Annotated in this window: 16 protein-coding genes, 2 tRNA genes and 1 pseudogene; 8 read left to right on the forward strand and 11 right to left on the reverse strand. The window is 52.2% G+C overall.

The genetic code is table 11. The annotated features are described in order from the left end of the window. Positions 1-12 precede the first annotated feature (12 nt). The 3 genes from mreD to mreB are packed head-to-tail and all read right to left on the reverse strand — an operon-like array spanning position 13 to position 2,412. Positions 13-516, reverse strand: coding sequence for a rod shape-determining protein MreD (mreD, locus tag MON37_RS05715; RefSeq protein ID WP_039405884.1), 504 nt, complete (start codon positions 514-516; stop codon positions 13-15). Positions 517-523: 7 nt separating this feature from the next. Further along, a complete protein-coding gene (gene mreC, locus MON37_RS05720) occupies positions 524-1,363 on the reverse strand; it encodes a rod shape-determining protein MreC (RefSeq protein WP_039405887.1) in 840 nt (279 codons plus the stop codon). A gap of 11 nt (positions 1,364-1,374) precedes the next feature. Beyond that, positions 1,375-2,412, reverse strand: coding sequence for a rod shape-determining protein (mreB, locus tag MON37_RS05725; RefSeq protein WP_039405890.1), 1,038 nt, complete (start codon positions 2,410-2,412; stop codon positions 1,375-1,377). Positions 2,413-2,639: 227 nt separating this feature from the next. Between mreB and gatC the strand changes: the two genes are divergently transcribed. From gatC to MON37_RS05750, 5 genes are all read left to right on the forward strand, one after another. Beyond that, positions 2,640-2,930 carry an Asp-tRNA(Asn)/Glu-tRNA(Gln) amidotransferase subunit GatC gene (gatC, locus tag MON37_RS05730; protein WP_009312923.1) on the forward strand — a complete coding sequence of 97 codons (291 nt, stop codon included), beginning with the start codon at positions 2,640-2,642 and terminating at the stop codon, positions 2,928-2,930. 170 nt (positions 2,931-3,100) lie between these two features. Then, positions 3,101-4,558, forward strand: a complete 1,458-nt coding sequence (gene gatA, locus MON37_RS05735) for an Asp-tRNA(Asn)/Glu-tRNA(Gln) amidotransferase subunit GatA (RefSeq protein WP_039405893.1) — start codon at positions 3,101-3,103, stop codon at positions 4,556-4,558. Next, positions 4,558-5,430 carry a VirK/YbjX family protein gene (locus tag MON37_RS05740; RefSeq protein WP_039405895.1) on the forward strand — a complete coding sequence of 291 codons (873 nt, stop codon included), beginning with the start codon at positions 4,558-4,560 and terminating at the stop codon, positions 5,428-5,430. Before gatA ends, MON37_RS05740 begins: the two co-directional genes overlap by 1 nt. 101 nt (positions 5,431-5,531) lie before the next feature. Beyond that, positions 5,532-6,962, forward strand: coding sequence for an Asp-tRNA(Asn)/Glu-tRNA(Gln) amidotransferase subunit GatB (gene gatB, locus MON37_RS05745; RefSeq protein ID WP_039405898.1), 1,431 nt, complete (start codon positions 5,532-5,534; stop codon positions 6,960-6,962). Between the two features lie 106 nt (positions 6,963-7,068). Then, a complete protein-coding gene (locus MON37_RS05750; protein ID WP_039405901.1) occupies positions 7,069-8,076 on the forward strand; it encodes a 2Fe-2S iron-sulfur cluster-binding protein in 1,008 nt (335 codons plus the stop codon). A gap of 183 nt (positions 8,077-8,259) precedes the next feature. Here MON37_RS05750 and panC read toward each other — a convergent pair whose 3' ends face one another. The 4 genes from panC to MON37_RS05770 form a co-directional block, all read right to left on the reverse strand. Beyond that, on the reverse strand, positions 8,260-9,096 hold the full coding sequence (gene panC / locus MON37_RS05755; protein ID WP_039405904.1) for a pantoate--beta-alanine ligase: 837 nt from the start codon (positions 9,094-9,096) through the stop codon (positions 8,260-8,262). A gap of 171 nt (positions 9,097-9,267) precedes the next feature. Next, entirely contained in the window at positions 9,268-10,056 is a 789-nt protein-coding gene (panB, locus tag MON37_RS05760; RefSeq protein ID WP_039405907.1) for a 3-methyl-2-oxobutanoate hydroxymethyltransferase, read from the reverse strand. Positions 10,057-10,188: 132 nt separating this feature from the next. Then, positions 10,189-10,264, reverse strand: a tRNA-Thr gene (locus MON37_RS05765). 36 nt (positions 10,265-10,300) lie between these two features. Further along, a tRNA-Thr gene (locus MON37_RS05770) sits at positions 10,301-10,376 on the reverse strand. Positions 10,377-10,618: 242 nt separating this feature from the next. Between MON37_RS05770 and MON37_RS05775 the strand changes: the two genes are divergently transcribed. Both MON37_RS05775 and hemA read left to right on the forward strand, forming a co-directional pair. Continuing rightward, complete coding sequence (locus MON37_RS05775; RefSeq protein WP_039405910.1) at positions 10,619-11,410, forward strand: polyamine aminopropyltransferase; 792 nt, start codon at positions 10,619-10,621, stop codon at positions 11,408-11,410. 149 nt (positions 11,411-11,559) lie between these two features. Further along, the gene (gene hemA, locus MON37_RS05780) at positions 11,560-12,813 is read left to right on the forward strand and encodes a glutamyl-tRNA reductase (protein ID WP_039405913.1); all 1,254 of its coding nucleotides are present in this window, start codon (positions 11,560-11,562) and stop codon (positions 12,811-12,813) included. 260 nt (positions 12,814-13,073) lie between these two features. On the opposite strand, the gene metW is transcribed toward hemA, so the two are convergent. Next, complete coding sequence (metW, locus tag MON37_RS05785; protein WP_039405916.1) at positions 13,074-13,655, reverse strand: methionine biosynthesis protein MetW; 582 nt, start codon at positions 13,653-13,655, stop codon at positions 13,074-13,076. After that, positions 13,652-14,791 (reverse strand): homoserine O-succinyltransferase MetX, encoded by a 1,140-nt coding sequence (gene metX / locus MON37_RS05790; RefSeq protein ID WP_039405918.1) that lies wholly within the window; start codon positions 14,789-14,791, stop codon positions 13,652-13,654. Before metX ends, metW begins: the two co-directional genes overlap by 4 nt. A 157-nt stretch (positions 14,792-14,948) precedes the next feature. On the opposite strand from metX, the gene MON37_RS05795 reads away from it, so the two are divergent. After that, entirely contained in the window at positions 14,949-15,149 is a 201-nt protein-coding gene (locus MON37_RS05795; protein WP_003675061.1) for a protein MIGRI, read from the forward strand. 120 nt (positions 15,150-15,269) lie between these two features. Here MON37_RS05795 and prfH read toward each other — a convergent pair whose 3' ends face one another. Together prfH and MON37_RS05805 are read right to left on the reverse strand one after the other, a co-directional pair. Further along, a complete protein-coding gene (prfH, locus tag MON37_RS05800) occupies positions 15,270-15,914 on the reverse strand; it encodes a peptide chain release factor H (protein WP_039405923.1) in 645 nt (214 codons plus the stop codon). Positions 15,915-15,916: 2 nt separating this feature from the next. Then, positions 15,917-16,225 (reverse strand): annotated as a pseudogene (locus MON37_RS05805) (RtcB family protein); the annotation flags it as partial. Between the last annotated feature and the right edge of the window lie 24 nt (positions 16,226-16,249).

The raw sequence follows: 16,249 nt of genomic DNA on the forward strand, positions 1-16,249 counted from the left end.
CATGGTTTCACGTTATCTGTTGGCGCGATAAAAATTGGTCAGCACCAGCATCAACTGGCTCAAGAAAGGCCAAAGCAGCGCGCCTGCCAAAGGTGCGATGAAACTTTGCCAAGTGATGATTTGATTGTTGAGGAACAGGCGCGCCGCCACCAAGACCGCCTGATGGCAGAACAATGCTGCCAATACCGCCCCTATCTGCATGATGTGGCCGTAGAGCATGATTTGACGGCGCGTGTTCAAGACGAAATACACCATGACCGTATAAGACAATGCGTGCAGCCCCAAAGTTGCTGCCGTTGCGGCATCGACTATCAAGCCGAGCAAAAACGCAATGCCCATGCCGACACGTTGGGGATGATGCATAGACCAATAAAGCAGCATCAGCGCAGTCAGTTCGGGCAGCCAAAAAAACACATCAAAGGGAAAAGGCATGAAATCGACAAGCATGGTTACGGCAAAACTTGCCGCAATCCCGCCGACGGGCATGGCACGGTAGGAATCGTCAAAATCGTTCATGAATGATTTATTGGGAAGAATGGGAAGAAGACAGAACCAAAACAAAGCGGCTGCGGCGCAAGGCGGCAAACGGGGTCAGTTCTGTGTCGTAATAAGGCGTACCGGAAGCGCGGACGACTTTATCCACGCGCGCTACGGGAATACCTGCCGGATAAATGCCGTCCAAGCCGGAAGTAATCAAAACATCCTGCGGCTTCAAATCCGATCCTGTCGGGAAATAACGCAAATCCAAACCCACGCCGTTGCCGTAGGCGAGATTGCGTTCACCCGTACGCTCAACGGCAACAGGGACGATACTTTGTGCAGCCGCCATCAGCTCGACTTCCGCGCTGTTTGCGTGAACCAATGTAATCCGCCCGATTAAGCCGTTTTGGTCGATAACGGCATCTCCTGCCGCCACCCCTTCGCCACTGCCTTTATTGATAATCAAACGCTCGGACAGCGGGTCTTTGCCACTGGACAATACTTCAGCACCGATGACATTGCTGATGCCTTTTTGTTGCAAGCCGTATAGCTTTTTCAGCTCCTGCAATTCGCTCAGGTTGACCTTATCGCGTTGAAGCTGGATTTTCAGACGACCGTTTTCCTCCAAAAGGAGACGATTTTGTTCCAACAGCTCGGTTTGTGATTGAGATTGGTTGGAAAAATATTGATAGAGACGGACCGGCTGGGTTGCCAGCCATTGCACCGGATAAAGAATCTCCGCCGCCGCAGTGCGCACGGGCTGCATCAGGTTGAAACGGCCGTCCGCCACCATAATGCCGGCACCCAGCAAAAGATACGCAATAAAACGAGGCAACAGCTTTTGGCCCTTTGCCTCGTCAAACCGTAAAGAAGAATGTTCCATTTCAGCCTGCCTTACGGGTTATCCACAAAGACGGCATTCCATTTGCCGATATAATCCAAGGCTTTGCCCGCACCATAAGCCACACAGTTCAAAGGCTGGTCGGCAATACCGACAGGCAGCCCCGTCGCATCCGCCAAAACCGTATCCATACCGTGCAGCAGCGCGCCACCGCCCGTCAACATAATCCCCCTGTCGGCAATATCGCCGGCCAACTCAGGCGGAGCCTGTTCCAACGCAAGGAGAACGGCGCGGATAATCTGATTAACCGTTTCGCTCAAAGCCTCGCGCACCTCTTCTGAAGTAATGGCAAGCGACTTGGGCGTACCTTCCGCCAAATCGCGACCTTTAATCCGCATGGCGGTTTCGGTTGCAAAACCGGAGGCAGAACCGATTGTTTTCTTCAATTCTTCAGCCGTTGCTTCACCAATCAACACGCCGCGATGACGGCGCAGATAATGCACGATGCTTTTATCAAACTCATCGCCTGCCGCACGAACAGAGGCGGAATAAGCCATACCACCCAACGACAAAATGCCGATTTCCGTTGTGCCGCCGCCGATATCCACCACCATCGAACCGGCAGTATCCTCAATCGGCAAGCCTGCACCCAAAGCAGCCGCCATCGGCTCCTCAATCAAATGTACGGAAGATGCACCTGCGGCGAACGCAGAATCCAAAATTGCCTTGCGTTCCACTTGAGTTGCCCCGCCCGGCACGCAAATCACTACGCGCGGCGGCACAACCGAATTGCCCTGTATTGCTTTCTTAATCAACATGCCCAGCATACGCTCGGCAATCGTAAAATCAGCAATCACCCCGTCCCGCATAGGACGGACGATTTCAATATTGCGCGGCGCGCGCCCCTGCATTTTCTTGGCTTCCGTACCCACGGCGACAATTTTGCTTTTACCGCCCGTACCCGATTGAACCGCCACCACAGACGGCTCGTCCAAAACAATGCCTTTACCACGCACATAAATCAACGTGTTCGCCGTACCCAAGTCAATGGCGATATCGTTTGAGAAAAAACGGGATAAAAAACGAAACATAAAATACCTGAATATCGGCCCAGCACCGATTTTATTTAATTGTTATTCAAAATATTAAAAACATGGGAACAGCACCTTTTCAGACGACCTCCCCACTCCCCGTATGAAACGCATGGCGAAATCACACGCCGTTTGAGTAGTTTTCGGTTATAATTCCTCGTTTCATCGAAGAAGAATGCAATGATACCCCAAATAAGGGGGTGTCTGCTATCAGACAAGGATTTTTTATGGCTCTAAGCTTAACCGATGTGGAAAAAATTGCCAAACTCTCACGCCTTTCGCTGACCGAAGAAGAAAAAGGCAAAACCCTCTCAGAATTGAACGACATTTTCGCCATGGTCGAAAAGATGCAGAGCGTGAATACCGATGGTGTCGAGCCGATGGCACACCCCCACGAAGCCGCCCTGCGCCTGCGCGAAGATACAGTTACCGAAACCGACCATGCCGCCGAATATCAAGCCGTCGCACCCGAAGTGCGCAACCGCCTGTATATCGTGCCTCAGGTAATTGAAGAATAATTTTTTCAGACGATCTCATTATCTTGAAATATGAAATCTAAACTTGGGTCGTCTGAAACTCGTTTTTTTCCTTCGAAATTTCAATCACTGTTCAGCCTACGTTTTCGGCAACACTTTTCCGAATATTTGCCTGAAAACAGAAACCGTCTCAAATTAGGAATCATGGCGCAATGACCCAATACACCCTCAAACAAGCCAGCCAACTGCTGCAATCCAAACAAATCTCCGCCGTCGAACTGGCAACCGAATACCTCGCCGCCATTGCTGCACAGAACCCGGCCATCAACGGCTACATCACCCTCGACCAAGACAAGACCCTCGCCGAAGCCCGTGCCGCCGACGCGCGCATTGCGCAAGGTAATGCCACCGCGCTTACCGGCGTACCCATCGCCTACAAAGATATTTTCTGTCAAACAGGTTGGCGCAGTGCGTGTAGCTCCAAAATGCTGGACAACTTTGTTTCCCCCTACACTGCCACCGTCGTCCAAAACCTGCTCGACGAAGGCATGGTAACGCTCGGTCGTACCAATATGGACGAGTTTGCCATGGGCTCGACCAATGAGACCTCGTTCTACGGCGCGACTAAAAACCCGTGGAATCCCGAACACGTCCCAGGCGGTTCATCCGGCGGTTCCGCAGCGGTCGTTGCCGCACGCCTTGCTCCTGTCGCACTCGGTTCAGATACCGGCGGCTCTATCCGCCAGCCTGCTTCACACTGTGGCATCACCGGTATCAAACCCACCTACGGCACGGTTTCCCGCTTCGGCATGGTTGCCTACGCATCCAGTTTCGACCAAGCAGGCCCAATGGCGCAAACCGCCGAAGACTGCGCGATTTTGCTTAATGCGATGGCGAGCTTTGACGAGCGCGATTCCACCAGCTTGGAACGCAGCAAAGAAGACTATACCCGCGACTTGGACAAACCGCTCAAAGGCATGAAAATCGGTCTGCCTAAAGAATATTTCGGCGAAGGCGCGGATGCTGATGTGCAGGCTGCTTTGCAAAACGTCATCAACCTTTTAAAAGCACAAGGCGCGGAAACCATTGAAGTTTCCCTGCCGCAAACCGCCCTGTCCATCCCCGCTTACTATGTCCTCGCTTCCGCCGAAGCCAGCACCAATCTTTCCCGCTACGACGGCGTGCGCTACGGCCACCGCGCCGCCCAATTCGGCGATCTTGAAGAAATGTACAGCAATACCCGTGCCGAAGGTTTCGGCAGCGAAGTCAAACGCCGCATCATGATTGGCACTTATGTGTTGTCGCACGGCTACTACGATGCCTATTACCTGAAAGCCCAAAAACTGCGCCGCCTTGTTGCCAACGATTTTCAGACGGCCTTCGCGCAATGTGATTTCATCCTCGCGCCGACTGCGCCCACCGCCGCCCCCAAACTCGGCAGCGACATCCATGATCCCGTGCAGATGTACCTTTCCGACATCTACACCATCGCCGTGAATCTAGCCGGCTTGCCCGCCCTGACCCTGCCCGCAGGTTTCAGCAGCAGCGGACTGCCCATCGGCGTGCAGTTCATCGGCAACCACTTCTCCGAAGCCAAAATCCTTGGTGCGGCGCATCAAGTACAGTTGGCAAGTGATTGGCACACCCAAACCCCTGATGGAAAAGCATAATGCCGGAGCAGTTTGTTTTTCCAGATTTCAAAACCGTGTATAAAAACGCTCCAAAATTTCAAATCCAACATTTGAAATTTACCTTGCGCAAGTTGTTTGCACGGAGGCAGATTAAGGATTTTGAGACCTTTGTCAATGCTTCCGCACTACGTCGTGTTTTTTTCCAAAAGCTGCCACAAGATGCCTATCCTTTGATTCATGCCTTTATTGATAAGCGTTTTGACAGACAGCGCAGACTGCAAGCTATGAAAGAAGACCTGTTGGCAGCCGAAAAACTGTTCGGACAGGAAACACTTACCGGTATGGAGACTCGCGAATTCCATATCGTCTTAGCACATCTTTCAGACGACCTGACTTTGTGGCTGAACCGGAACGATAATTGCGTGGATGAAGGAATGTGGTCGCTATCCTTGCGCGATAACGAAGGAAAACGTCTCTACATGGCAACCTTCGCTCTAGTTGACGGTAAACTGCTGGTCGCTTCTATCCAAGGCCCCGCAGGGGAAGAAGCCAAAAACCTTGTCCGCAGCCTGACCAAACAACTCCACGGCCTGCGCCCGCAGCAACTGATGGTAACCGCCCTACAATATTTTTCGGCATCACTCAAGTTGGGTGGCGTTATCGGCATTGCCCAAGGGCATCAGGTCAAACTGCGCTGGCGGCTGAAGAAACGGGTCAAAATGAATTACGACCTGTTTTGGCAGGAAAACGGCGCAACGCTCGAAAGCGACGGCTACTGGCATCTGCCGCAAACCCCGCCGCGAAAAGACTTGGCGGAAATCGAAAGCAAAAAACGATCGATGTACCGCAAACGTTACCAAATGCTGGATAACATGGCGACTGAGATGCAGGCTTGCTTTCAGAAGACTTGATACCGGGCTTTCAGACGACCTGTTGTCTCTACAAACCAAAACAGGTCGTCTGAAAACGGCTGACCACTTTATATTATTGACATCAAAAGAAAGAACCTCTTATGACTTGGGAAACAGTAATCGGCTTGGAAATCCACGTCCAATTAAACACCCAATCCAAAATCTTCAGCGGCGCATCAACCGCATTCGGTGCGGAACCCAATGCGCACGCCAGCGTGGTGGAATGCGCGCTGCCGGGCGTGCTGCCGGTAATGAACCGAGAAGTCGTTGAAAAAGCTATCAAATTGGGCTTGGCGTTGGATGCGAAAATCAACCAGAAAAACGTGTTCGACCGCAAAAACTACTTTTACCCCGACTTGCCCAAAGGCTATCAAATCAGCCAATTGGATTTGCCGATTGTCGAACACGGCAAATTGGAAATCGTGGTTGGCGACGATGTGAAAACCATCAACGTCACCCGCGCGCACATGGAAGAAGACGCGGGCAAATCCGTGCATGAGGGCTTGAACGGTGCAACCGGTATCGACCTGAACCGTGCCGGCACGCCGCTGTTGGAAGTGGTCTCCGAACCCGAAATGCGCTCCGCCGCCGAAGCCGTTGCCTACGCCAAAGCCTTACACAGCTTGGTAACCTGGCTGGACATCTGCGACGGCAATATGGCGGAAGGCTCGTTCCGCATCGATGCCAACGTATCTGTGCGCCCGAAAGGCCAAGCGGAATTCGGCACGCGCCGCGAGATTAAAAACCTCAATTCCTTCCGCTTCTTGGAGCAGGCGATTAATTACGAAGTGGAAGCGCAAATCGAGATTTTGGAAGACGGCGGCAAAGTACAGCAGGCAACTATGCTGTTCGACCCGGAAAAAGGCGAAACCCGCGTGATGCGTTTGAAAGAAGACGCGCACGACTACCGCTACTTCCCCGACCCCGATTTGCTGCCCGTCATCATTTCAGACGACCGGTTGCAAAAAGCCAAAGCAGAAATGCCCGAGCTGCCAAAAGAAATGGCGGCGCGTTTCGTGGCGGACTACGGCGTATCCGACTACGACGCGCGCCTGCTTACCGCCAGCCGCGTGCAGGCTGCCTATTTTGAAGAAGCCGCCAAAGCCAGCGGACAAGGCAAGCTGACTGCCAACTGGATGAACGGCGAACTCGCTGCCACGCTGAACAAAGAAGGTATGGAACTCGCCGACAGCCCGATTACCACCCCACGCCTCGCCGCGTTGGTAGGCAAAATCGCCGATGGCACATTAAGCAGCAAGTTAGCGAAAAAAGCCTTCGAAGCCATGTGGGCGGAACCCGAAGCCACTATCGCCGAAATCATCGAAAAACACGGCTTGCAGCAGATGACCGATACCGGCGCGATTGAAGCCATGGTGGACGAAGTGCTGGCAAACAACGCCAAAGCCGTGGAACAATTTAAATCCGGTAACGAAAAAGCCCTGAATGCGATTGTGGGACAAGTGATGAAGGCCAGCAAAGGCAAAGCGAATCCCGCACAGGTTCAAGAACTAATTAAAGCCAAACTGGCTTAATCCGTTATCACACAGGTCGTCTGAAAGCAAAGTTCCAACGAAGGTAAAACGGGAAACAAGCTTTCAGACGACCTTTTAACTTAATCTATTCAAACCACGCCAAGCTATGACCCATACCATTACTCTACCCGACCAAACCACCTTTACCGCCAACGATGGCGAAACCGTTTTAGCTGCTGCAGCCCGTCAAAACCTCAATCTGCCCCATTCCTGCAAAAGCGGTGTCTGCGGGCAATGCAAAGCCGAACTGGTCAGCGGCGATATTCAAATGGGCGAACACTCGGAACAGGCTTTATCCAAAGCAGAAAAAGCCCAAGGCAAGATTTTGATGTGCTGCACCACCGCGCAAAGCGACATCAGCATCAACATCCCCGGCTACAACGCAAACGCCCTCCCCGTCCGCACCCTGCCTGCCCGTATCGAAAGCATGGTTTTCAAACACGATGTCGCCCTCTTGAAACTTGCGCTACCCAAAGCCCCACCGTTTGCTTTCTACGCCGGGCAATACATTGATTTACTGCTGCCGGGCAACGTCAGCCGCAGCTATTCCATCGCCAACTCGCCCGACCAAGAGGGCATTTTGGAACTGCACATCCGCAGGCGCGAAAATGGCGTCTGCTCGGAAATGATTTTCGGCAGCGAACCCAAAGTCAAAGAAAAAGGCATCGTCCGCGTCAAAGGCCCGCTCGGTTCGTTTACCCTACAAGAAGACAGCGACAAACCGATCATTCTCTTGGCAACCGGCACAGGCTATGCCCCCATCCGCAGCATCCTGCTCGACCTTATCTGCCAAGACAGCAGCCGCGCCGTCCATCTCTACTGGGGCGCGCGTCATCAAGATGATTTGTACGCACTCGAAGAAGCGCAAGAGCTGACAGGTCGTCTGAAAAACGCCCGCTTTACCCCAGTTCTTTCAAAAGCCGATGAGGGCTGGCAAGGCGAAAAAGGATACGTCCAAACCGCAGCCACTAAAGATTATCCCGATTTAAGCGGTTACGAAGTCTATGCCTGCGGTTCTGTCGCCATGATCGAAAGCGCGAAATCTGTGTTGGCTGCACAATGCAGCCTGCCTGAAACAGCCTTCTATTCAGATGCTTTTTCTCCGGCGCAATAGTCCCAGTTCACCATTTTTTATCACTTACATGGCTGATTAAAATATCTACTTCGTCATTCTTACCCTTCCTATATTGGAATAAACATAACGGCATAAATTTACTTATTTTAACCAGTAATACCTGTAAAAAAGGTCGTCTGAAACCCAAACCGGTTTTCAGACGACCTTTTTCTATTCCAACAATCAAGCCAAGCTGACTTCCAAGTTGTCAATCAGACGCGTCGTTCCCAAGCGGGCGGCGGCGAGAACGACGAGGGCTTTGTCGCCGGTGCGTGCGACGGCGAGGCTTTCGGCATGGCGGATTTCGATGTAATCAACCACCCAGCCGGCTTCGGTCAGGCGGCGGACGGTTTCTGTTTCCAGACCGACATAATCGAGATTGCCGTTTTTAAGTTCGGCGGCGACGCGTTGCAATTCGCGGTACAGACGCGGGGCTTCGGCGCGTTCGGCTTCACTGAGGTATTGGTTGCGGCTGGAAAGCGCAAGCCCGTCAGGAGCGCGGCCGGTATCGACGGGAACGATGTCGATATTGAAATTCAGGTCTTCGACAAAGCCTTTGATAATCGCCAACTGCTGATAGTCTTTTTTGCCGAAACAGGCAGTATCGGGTTGGACGATGTTGAACAGTTTGCTGACGACAGTAGCGACACCGCGGAAATGCCCGGGGCGGAATTTGCCGCACAATTCGTTTTGAAGGTTGGGCGGCTCGACGTTGAAACGTTGCTCGACATTGGGATACAGCTCTTTTTCGCCGGGCGCAAACACGACGGCTACGCCTTCGTTGGCGAGTTTGTCGGCGTCTTGCTGCAAGGTACGCGGGTATTTGTCGAAATCCTCGCCCTGCCCGAATTGCAGGCGGTTGACGAATATGCTGACGACGACGTTGTCGGCGCGTTTTTTGGCTTCGCGAACGAGGGCGAGATGGCCTTCGTGCAGATTGCCCATAGTCGGCACAAAGGCAACGCTGCCTGCATTTTTGCGCCATTCGCGTAATTCTTTAATGGTATGAATGATTTGCATGGTGGAAAATGTCCTTTATCTTTTTCGGGATTGCGGCGCGCAGCCGCCATATTTTGTCAGCCCGAAAATCACGCGCCGATTATACGCTGGGAACACGGACAAACAAAGGTCGTCTGAAATTCGGTTTTCACGATGAAAACCTTTTCAGACGACCTTTTTCAGTTGAGGGTATCAAGCAAACGAATGTTCCGCAGCGGGAAAGGTTTTGGCTTTGACTTCATGGACATAGGCTTCAACGGCGGCTTGGATGCTGTCTTTGCCCTGCATGAAATTTTTGACGAATTTGGCAGTTTTGCCCGGAAAAATGCCGAGCATATCGTGCATGACCAAAACTTGTCCGTCGCAATCCACACCTGCGCCGATGCCGATGGTCGGGCAAGAGACGGTTTCGGTTACTTTTTTCGCCAATTCCGCCGGTACACATTCCATCAATACGATGGCGGCACCCGCTTGGTCGTGCGCTTTCGCATCTGCCAACAAGGCTTCCGCCTTATCGCCCCGCCCTTGCACTTTATATCCGCCAAACGCAAACACGGACTGCGGGGTCAAGCCGATATGGGCGCAGACGGGAATGCCACGCATTTGCAGGAATTCAGTGGTTTCCGCCATCCAAACGCCGCCTTCGAGTTTGACCATATGCGCGCCCGCCGCCATCAGTTCGGCAGCGGCGGCAAACGCCTGTTCTTTACTCTGTTGATACGCACCAAAAGGCAAGTCGCTGACAATCATCGCATTTTCCGTACCACGCGCGACGTTTTCGGTGTGGTAACACATATCGCGCAGGCTGACGGGCAGCGTGGATTTGCGTCCCTGCACGGTCATGCCCAAGGAATCGCCCACCAGCAAAACATCGACTCCGGCATTATCCATCAACGCGGCAAAGCTGGATTCATAGGCGGTCAGCATGGCGATTTTTTCGCCTTCTGCCTTCATCTTTTGCAGTGTGTTCACAGTAATCATTAGAATGTATTCCGCCTTTTTCAGACGACCTTTTAGATTAAAACGGGCTATTATAGTGAAATGCCCGCCGCCCTGCCACCCGAACGGCAAACGCAAAACAGCCCAACTGCTTTCACAATCGGGCTGTTTGATTGGTGCCGGCACCAAGAGTCGAACTCGGGACCCCCTGATTACAAGTCAGGTGCTCTACCAACTGAGCTATACCGGCTTACTGAAATACCTTGCGGCACCTTCAGCGATAAACTGGTGCCGGCACCAAGAGTCGAACTCGGGACCCCCTGATTACAAGTCAGGTGCTCTACCAACTGAGCTATACCGGCAAAGAAGCCGAATTATGCCGTTAACTGCCCCGCTTGGCAAGAGCCTGTCGCCCACAAAGTAAATTTTTATAAAAAATATCTGATTTAAAAAGAAATTTATTTCAGACGTAATGATTACCCCATATATAAACCAAGCCGCTCAGGTATATAGCCGAAAGGTCGTCTGAAAAACACCCGCACAAAAAGCATTTCAGACGACACTCTGATAAAATACCCCCCTTTCCCCTTCATCCGTCCACATCATGCCACGACACCCCTACCGCCGCCTGCGCCCCGCCAAGTCCGACCTGCCCGAAGTCGGCATTTCCGAAGAAGGCAACATCCGCTCGTTGCATCTGGGCAGCGACACCATCCAAAGCTCGATGAACCTCGACCATCCCGCCGAACTGGTTTTATCGTACAGCCGCGCGATGATGGGCTGGCTTCTGTTTGCGGAAGAAACGCCGAAACACATCACCCAAATCGGCTTGGGCGGCGGCTCGTTCGCACGCTGGATAGACAGCTACCTACCCAACACCAAGCAAACCGCCGTGGACATCAACCCGCAGGTCATCGCCGTCGCCCGCAGCCTGTTCGAGCTGCCGTTTGAAGGGGAAAACTTCGAAATCGTCGAAGCGGACGGCGCGGAATACATCAAAGTGTTCCGCCACAATACCGACGTGATTTTGGTGGACGGTTTCGACGGCGAACAAATCATCGACGCGCTGGTGGAAGAACCCTTCTTCCAAGACTGCCGCCACGCCCTCTCGCCCGACGGCGTGTTCGTCACCAACTGGTGGAGCGGCGACAAACGCTACCAACGATTCATCGAACGCCTGCTCAACGTCTTCGAAGGCCGCGTGTTGGAACTGCCCGCCGAAAGCCACGGCAATATGGCGGTGATGGCGTTCCAAAGCAGTCCGAAAGAGCAAAACCTCGACAAGCTGAAAAAGCGCGCGGAAAAGTTAAGCGAACAATACGGCTTGGATTTCAAACGGATGTTGAACGATTTGAAAGCAAACAACCCCAACAACGGCAAACATTTTTATCTGTGAGATGAGCAGGTCGTCTGAAAACCTAAAGCTGCCGACACATAAAATTTCAGACGACCGCCACCTACCCGCTCCTCCTTATCCGTTCATTTCATACCTGAATTGGGCTATAATACCGCCCGACACACACCATTCCGCAAAACACCCTCCCCATGCAACTCACCGCCGTCGGACTCAACCATCAAACTGCACCCCTGAGCATACGCGAAAAATTAGCATTCGCCGCCGAGCATCTCCCCGATGCCGTTCGTGCTTTGGCACACAGTCCGGCTGCTGACGAAGCCGTCATTCTGTCTACCTGCAACCGTACTGAGCTCTATTGCGTCGGCAATACAGAGCGGATTATTGAATGGCTCGCCGAATATCATAATCTCCCTATCGAAGAAATCCGTCCCTACCTATACACTTTAGACAACAACGAAACCATCCGACACGCTTTCCGCGTGGCCTGCGGGCTGGATTCCATGGTATTGGGGGAACCGCAAATCCTCGGACAAATCAAAGATGCCGTCCGTATCGCCCAAGAGCAGGAAAGCATCAATTCACACCTCAATGCGCTGTTCCAAAAAACCTTCTCAGTAGCCAAAGAAATCCGTACCGATACCGCCGTCGGTGAAAATTCCGTATCTATGGCATCCGCCTCAGTCAAAATGGCGGAACAAATTTTCCCCGATATTGCCGATTTGAATGTCTTATTTATCGGCGCAGGCGAGATGATTGAATTGGTGGCCACCTACTTTGCCGCGAAAAACCCCAAACTGATTACCGTCGCCAACCGTACCCTACCCCGTGCGCAAGAATTGTGCGACAAACTCGGCATTACTGCCGAACCTCGCCTGCTGACCGACCTGCCTGAAATTTTGCACGAATACGATGTCGTCGTTTCTTCAACCGCCAGCCAGCTGCCATTGGTCGGCAAAGGCATGGTTGAACGCGCTCTGAAACAACGCCATAACATGCCTGTTTTCCTATTGGATTTGGCCGTCCCCAGAGACATCGAAGCAGAAGTGGGCGAACTTGGAGATGCCTATCTTTATACCGTCGACGATATGATGAACATCGTCCAAAGCGGTAAAGAATCACGGCAAAAAGCCGCCGCGGCCGCCGAAGCCATGGTTGAAGAAAAAGTCGGCGAATTTATCCAACAACAAAAAAGCCGCCAAAGCGTTCCGCTTATCCGCGCACTTCGCGATGAGGGCGAACGCGCCCGCAGACAAGTGCTCGAAAATGCAATGAAGCAACTGGCGAAAGGTACGTCCCCCGAAGAAGTCCTCGAACGCCTCTCTATACAACTGACCAACAAACTGCTCCATTCCCCTACCCGCACCCTCAATAAAGCAGGCTCAACCGACAGTGATCTTGTAGAAGCCGTTGCCCAAATTTATCATTTAGACAAAAATGATTGAAGCTATAAAATATAAGGGTCGTCTGAAATCCTAAAAGGGATTTCAGACGACCTTTTTAACAAGTTATGCTTTATCAGCACGAATCTGCCAACATACAGTATTTCATTTTTCAAACACAACAAGAATTTTATTCAGCTTAAGTCGAAATTCACCAAACCTCATCTTCTGTCAGATAAAAAATGAGGTTTGACTACATCCAACATAACTTATTTGAAAGCAGATTCCCAATTTTTTATAGAAAAGACTGCTCACAATATTCTTTACCCGACGCGGTAAAACGCCAAGCTGCCCAACAGGTTGGGGAAATGTTTGACCTGTTTGTTACCCGTCATGACCGCGCGCTCGAGGACGCGGATTTTGTTTTTGGCGCACAATAAATCAAAGTCTTTGAGCGTACACCAATGGATGTTCGGCGTATCGTACCAATGGTAGGGCATGCGTTCGGAAACCGGCATATGGCCGCCGATGGCGATTTGGAAGCGGTTGCGCCAGTAACCGAAATTCGGGAAGCTGACAATCGCCTGTTTCGCCACGCGCATGAGGCAGCGCAGGATTTTTTCGGTGTTTTGCATGGCTTGGATGGTTTGGCTCAAGACGATAACGTCAAACGTCTGGTCGCCAAATTCCGCCAAACCCTGCTCCAAATCGGCTTGGATGACGTTCACGCCGCGCGACATGGCGGAGATGACGCTGTCGGTGTCGATTTCGATGCCGTAGCCGCTGCATTTTTTGTGCTCCACCAAAGCCGCCAGCAATTCGCCGTCGCCGCAGCCCAAGTCCAAGACGCGGCTGCCTTCTGGAATCCAGTCGTAAATCAACTGCAAATCGTCGCGCAAGTTCATGATCGGCAATCCTTGTCAACATTGTTCATATAAACCGCTACGGCGCGCATATAGGCCTCGTCTTCCATCAAAAAGGCGTCATGGCCGTGGTTGGATTTGACTTCGATATACTGCACCGGCTTGTGCGCGGCAATCAGCGCTTTGACCAGCTCTTTGGAACGCGCAGGCGAGAAACGCCAGTCGGTACTGAAGCTGGCGACAAAAAATTTCGCTTTCACATTTTGCAGGGCGCGGGTCAGGCTGTCGCCGAAATCTGCCGCCGGATCAAAATAGTCCAAAGCCTTGGTCATAAGCAGGTAAGTGTTGGCGTCGAACCGCCCGACGAATTTGTCGCCCTGATAGCGCAGATAGGATTCCACCTCAAATTCAACGCCGTAGCCGTATTGATAGCCGTTTGAACGCAAATCGCGTCCGAATTTTTTGCCCAAACCGTCTTCGGCAAGATACGTAATGTGCCCCATCATGCGGGCAATCCGCAAGCCCCGTGCGGGAACGGTATTGTGGCTGCGGTAATGTCCTTCGTTGAAATCGGGGTCGGTCAAAATCGCCTGACGCGCCACATCGTTGAACGCGATATTTTGCGTCGAGAGTTTGGGCGCAGACGCAATCACCAAGGCATGGCGCACGCGCTCGGGATAGGAAATCGTCCACTGCAAAGCCTGCATGCCGCCCAAGCTGCCGCCGACAACCGCCGCCCATTGTTCGATACCGAGATAATCGGCAAGCGCGGCTTGGGATTTTACCCAGTCCTTCACCGTAACCACCGGAAAATCCGCACCGTATTCCCTGCCCGTTTCAGGATTGATCGACAAAGGCCCGCTGCTGCCGTCGCAGCCGCCCAGATTGTTCAAACCGACCACGAAAAAACGTTCCGTATCAATCGGTTTGCCGGGGCCGACCATATTGTCCCACCAGCCCGCATATTTATCCTCCGCCGAATGTCTGCCCGCAACATGATGGTTGCCCGACAGCGCATGGCAGATTAAAACCGCATTGTTTTTTTCGGCATTCAGCTCGCCGTAGGTTTCAATCATCAGATCGAAACGCGGCAAAGTTTTACCGTTTTCCAAAACCAGCGGCATCTCAAACGGAATTTTTTGGGGCGTTACAATGCCCACCGAGGCACTTTGACTCATATCCTGTTCCAACAAATGCGGCGAAAAGCGTTATTATATAGCAAACGGCATGACTTTTTGACACGGTCGGACAAGCAGCCTGACGCGCTGAAACATCTGTCCCCATGCCGCTACGCTCGAACCATACTTTTTCAGACGACCTCCCCCGCTTCCCGATATGATAGGCAGACTTTTCCGTATTTTTTTCTTTTTCGCACTTGCCGCGCTAATCATCAACCGCCTCTTCAGCCGCAAGCAAAAACGCGCCCTGCGCGATGTCGCCAAAATCAGCGCATGGGTGCTGCTCGGTGCAGCCGCAGCGACGCTGTTTTGGTATCTGGTCATGCTGTATTTCAAACACATTCCGGATTCTTATTGACCGGATGTTGATAGCCAAACAAAAGGTCGTCTGAAAACACAAATTCAGGTTTTCAGACGACCTTTTCCCGTATATTAAAAACACAGGTAATCGCGACATTGCCAAAGCCGCAGTCTCAGCTCAAGATTTAGCATCCGGCTTCTCCTTAAATTCCGTTCCGACGAACGTCCGTTTCGGATTGCCGCGCTCCACCTGATAAAGCCGGCTGTGCTGTGCGCGGGCGTAATCGTCGGTCTGTCCGGCATGGTGTTCCGCCAACTTTTGCGCCAGCAGGGTCAAAGCCAATTTTTTGTTGGCATGCTGACTGCGTTCGCTTTCGACCCGCACGGAAATACCGCTTGCTTTATGAGTGGCACGGACGGCACTTTCAGTTTTATTGACGTGCTGCCCGCCTTTGCCGCCCGAACGGCAGGTTTGAAACTCAATTTCGCTTTCAGACGGCATTTCAGGCATATCGGGCATGCGGAAAACGCCGATATACCAGTTTTTACGCGGATGTTTCGGACGGACGGGGCTGGCGCATATCCATTGGAGCGAACCTTGCCAACGCTGTGCCAGAGTTTCGGCATGTTTGCCGTCCAATTTAAGCACCGCCGACATCATGCCGTGTTTATCGGCGGTTTCGGAGATGATTTCCGCCTCAACACCTTCCGCCTTTGCCTCGGCAAGCAGCCTGCCCAATACGAAACGGGCAAAGATGCGGCATTCGGCAGGCCCTTGGGCTGTAGAAATTTGCAGATAAACCGTTTGTAAGTTTTGCTTCATTTTTATTCTCCGCATCCGCCGCTGGTTTTATAAGTCAAAACGGGTTTGAACCGAGCGACCAATTCAATCAGACCTGCGTTTTTCATGGCTGAAATGACGCTGTCTATGTCTTTATAAGCCTGCGGAGCCTCTTCAAAAATCAAAGCCTTATCCTGACAAACGACCACGCTGCCGAATGCGGTTTGGCGCAGGCTGTCGGCGGAATATTTGTGCGACAGGCGGCCTTTGCATTCGCTGCGCTGCCATTTCCGTCCTGCGCCGTGTGCCAATGTGTTCAACGAAATTTGGCAATCTTGGGTCGGCAGAACCAGTTCGAATAGACAAACGGTACATTT

Source organism: Morococcus cerebrosus (genome assembly GCF_022749515.1).
In the GTDB taxonomy this organism is placed as follows: Bacteria; Pseudomonadota; Gammaproteobacteria; order Burkholderiales; family Neisseriaceae; genus Neisseria; species Neisseria cerebrosa.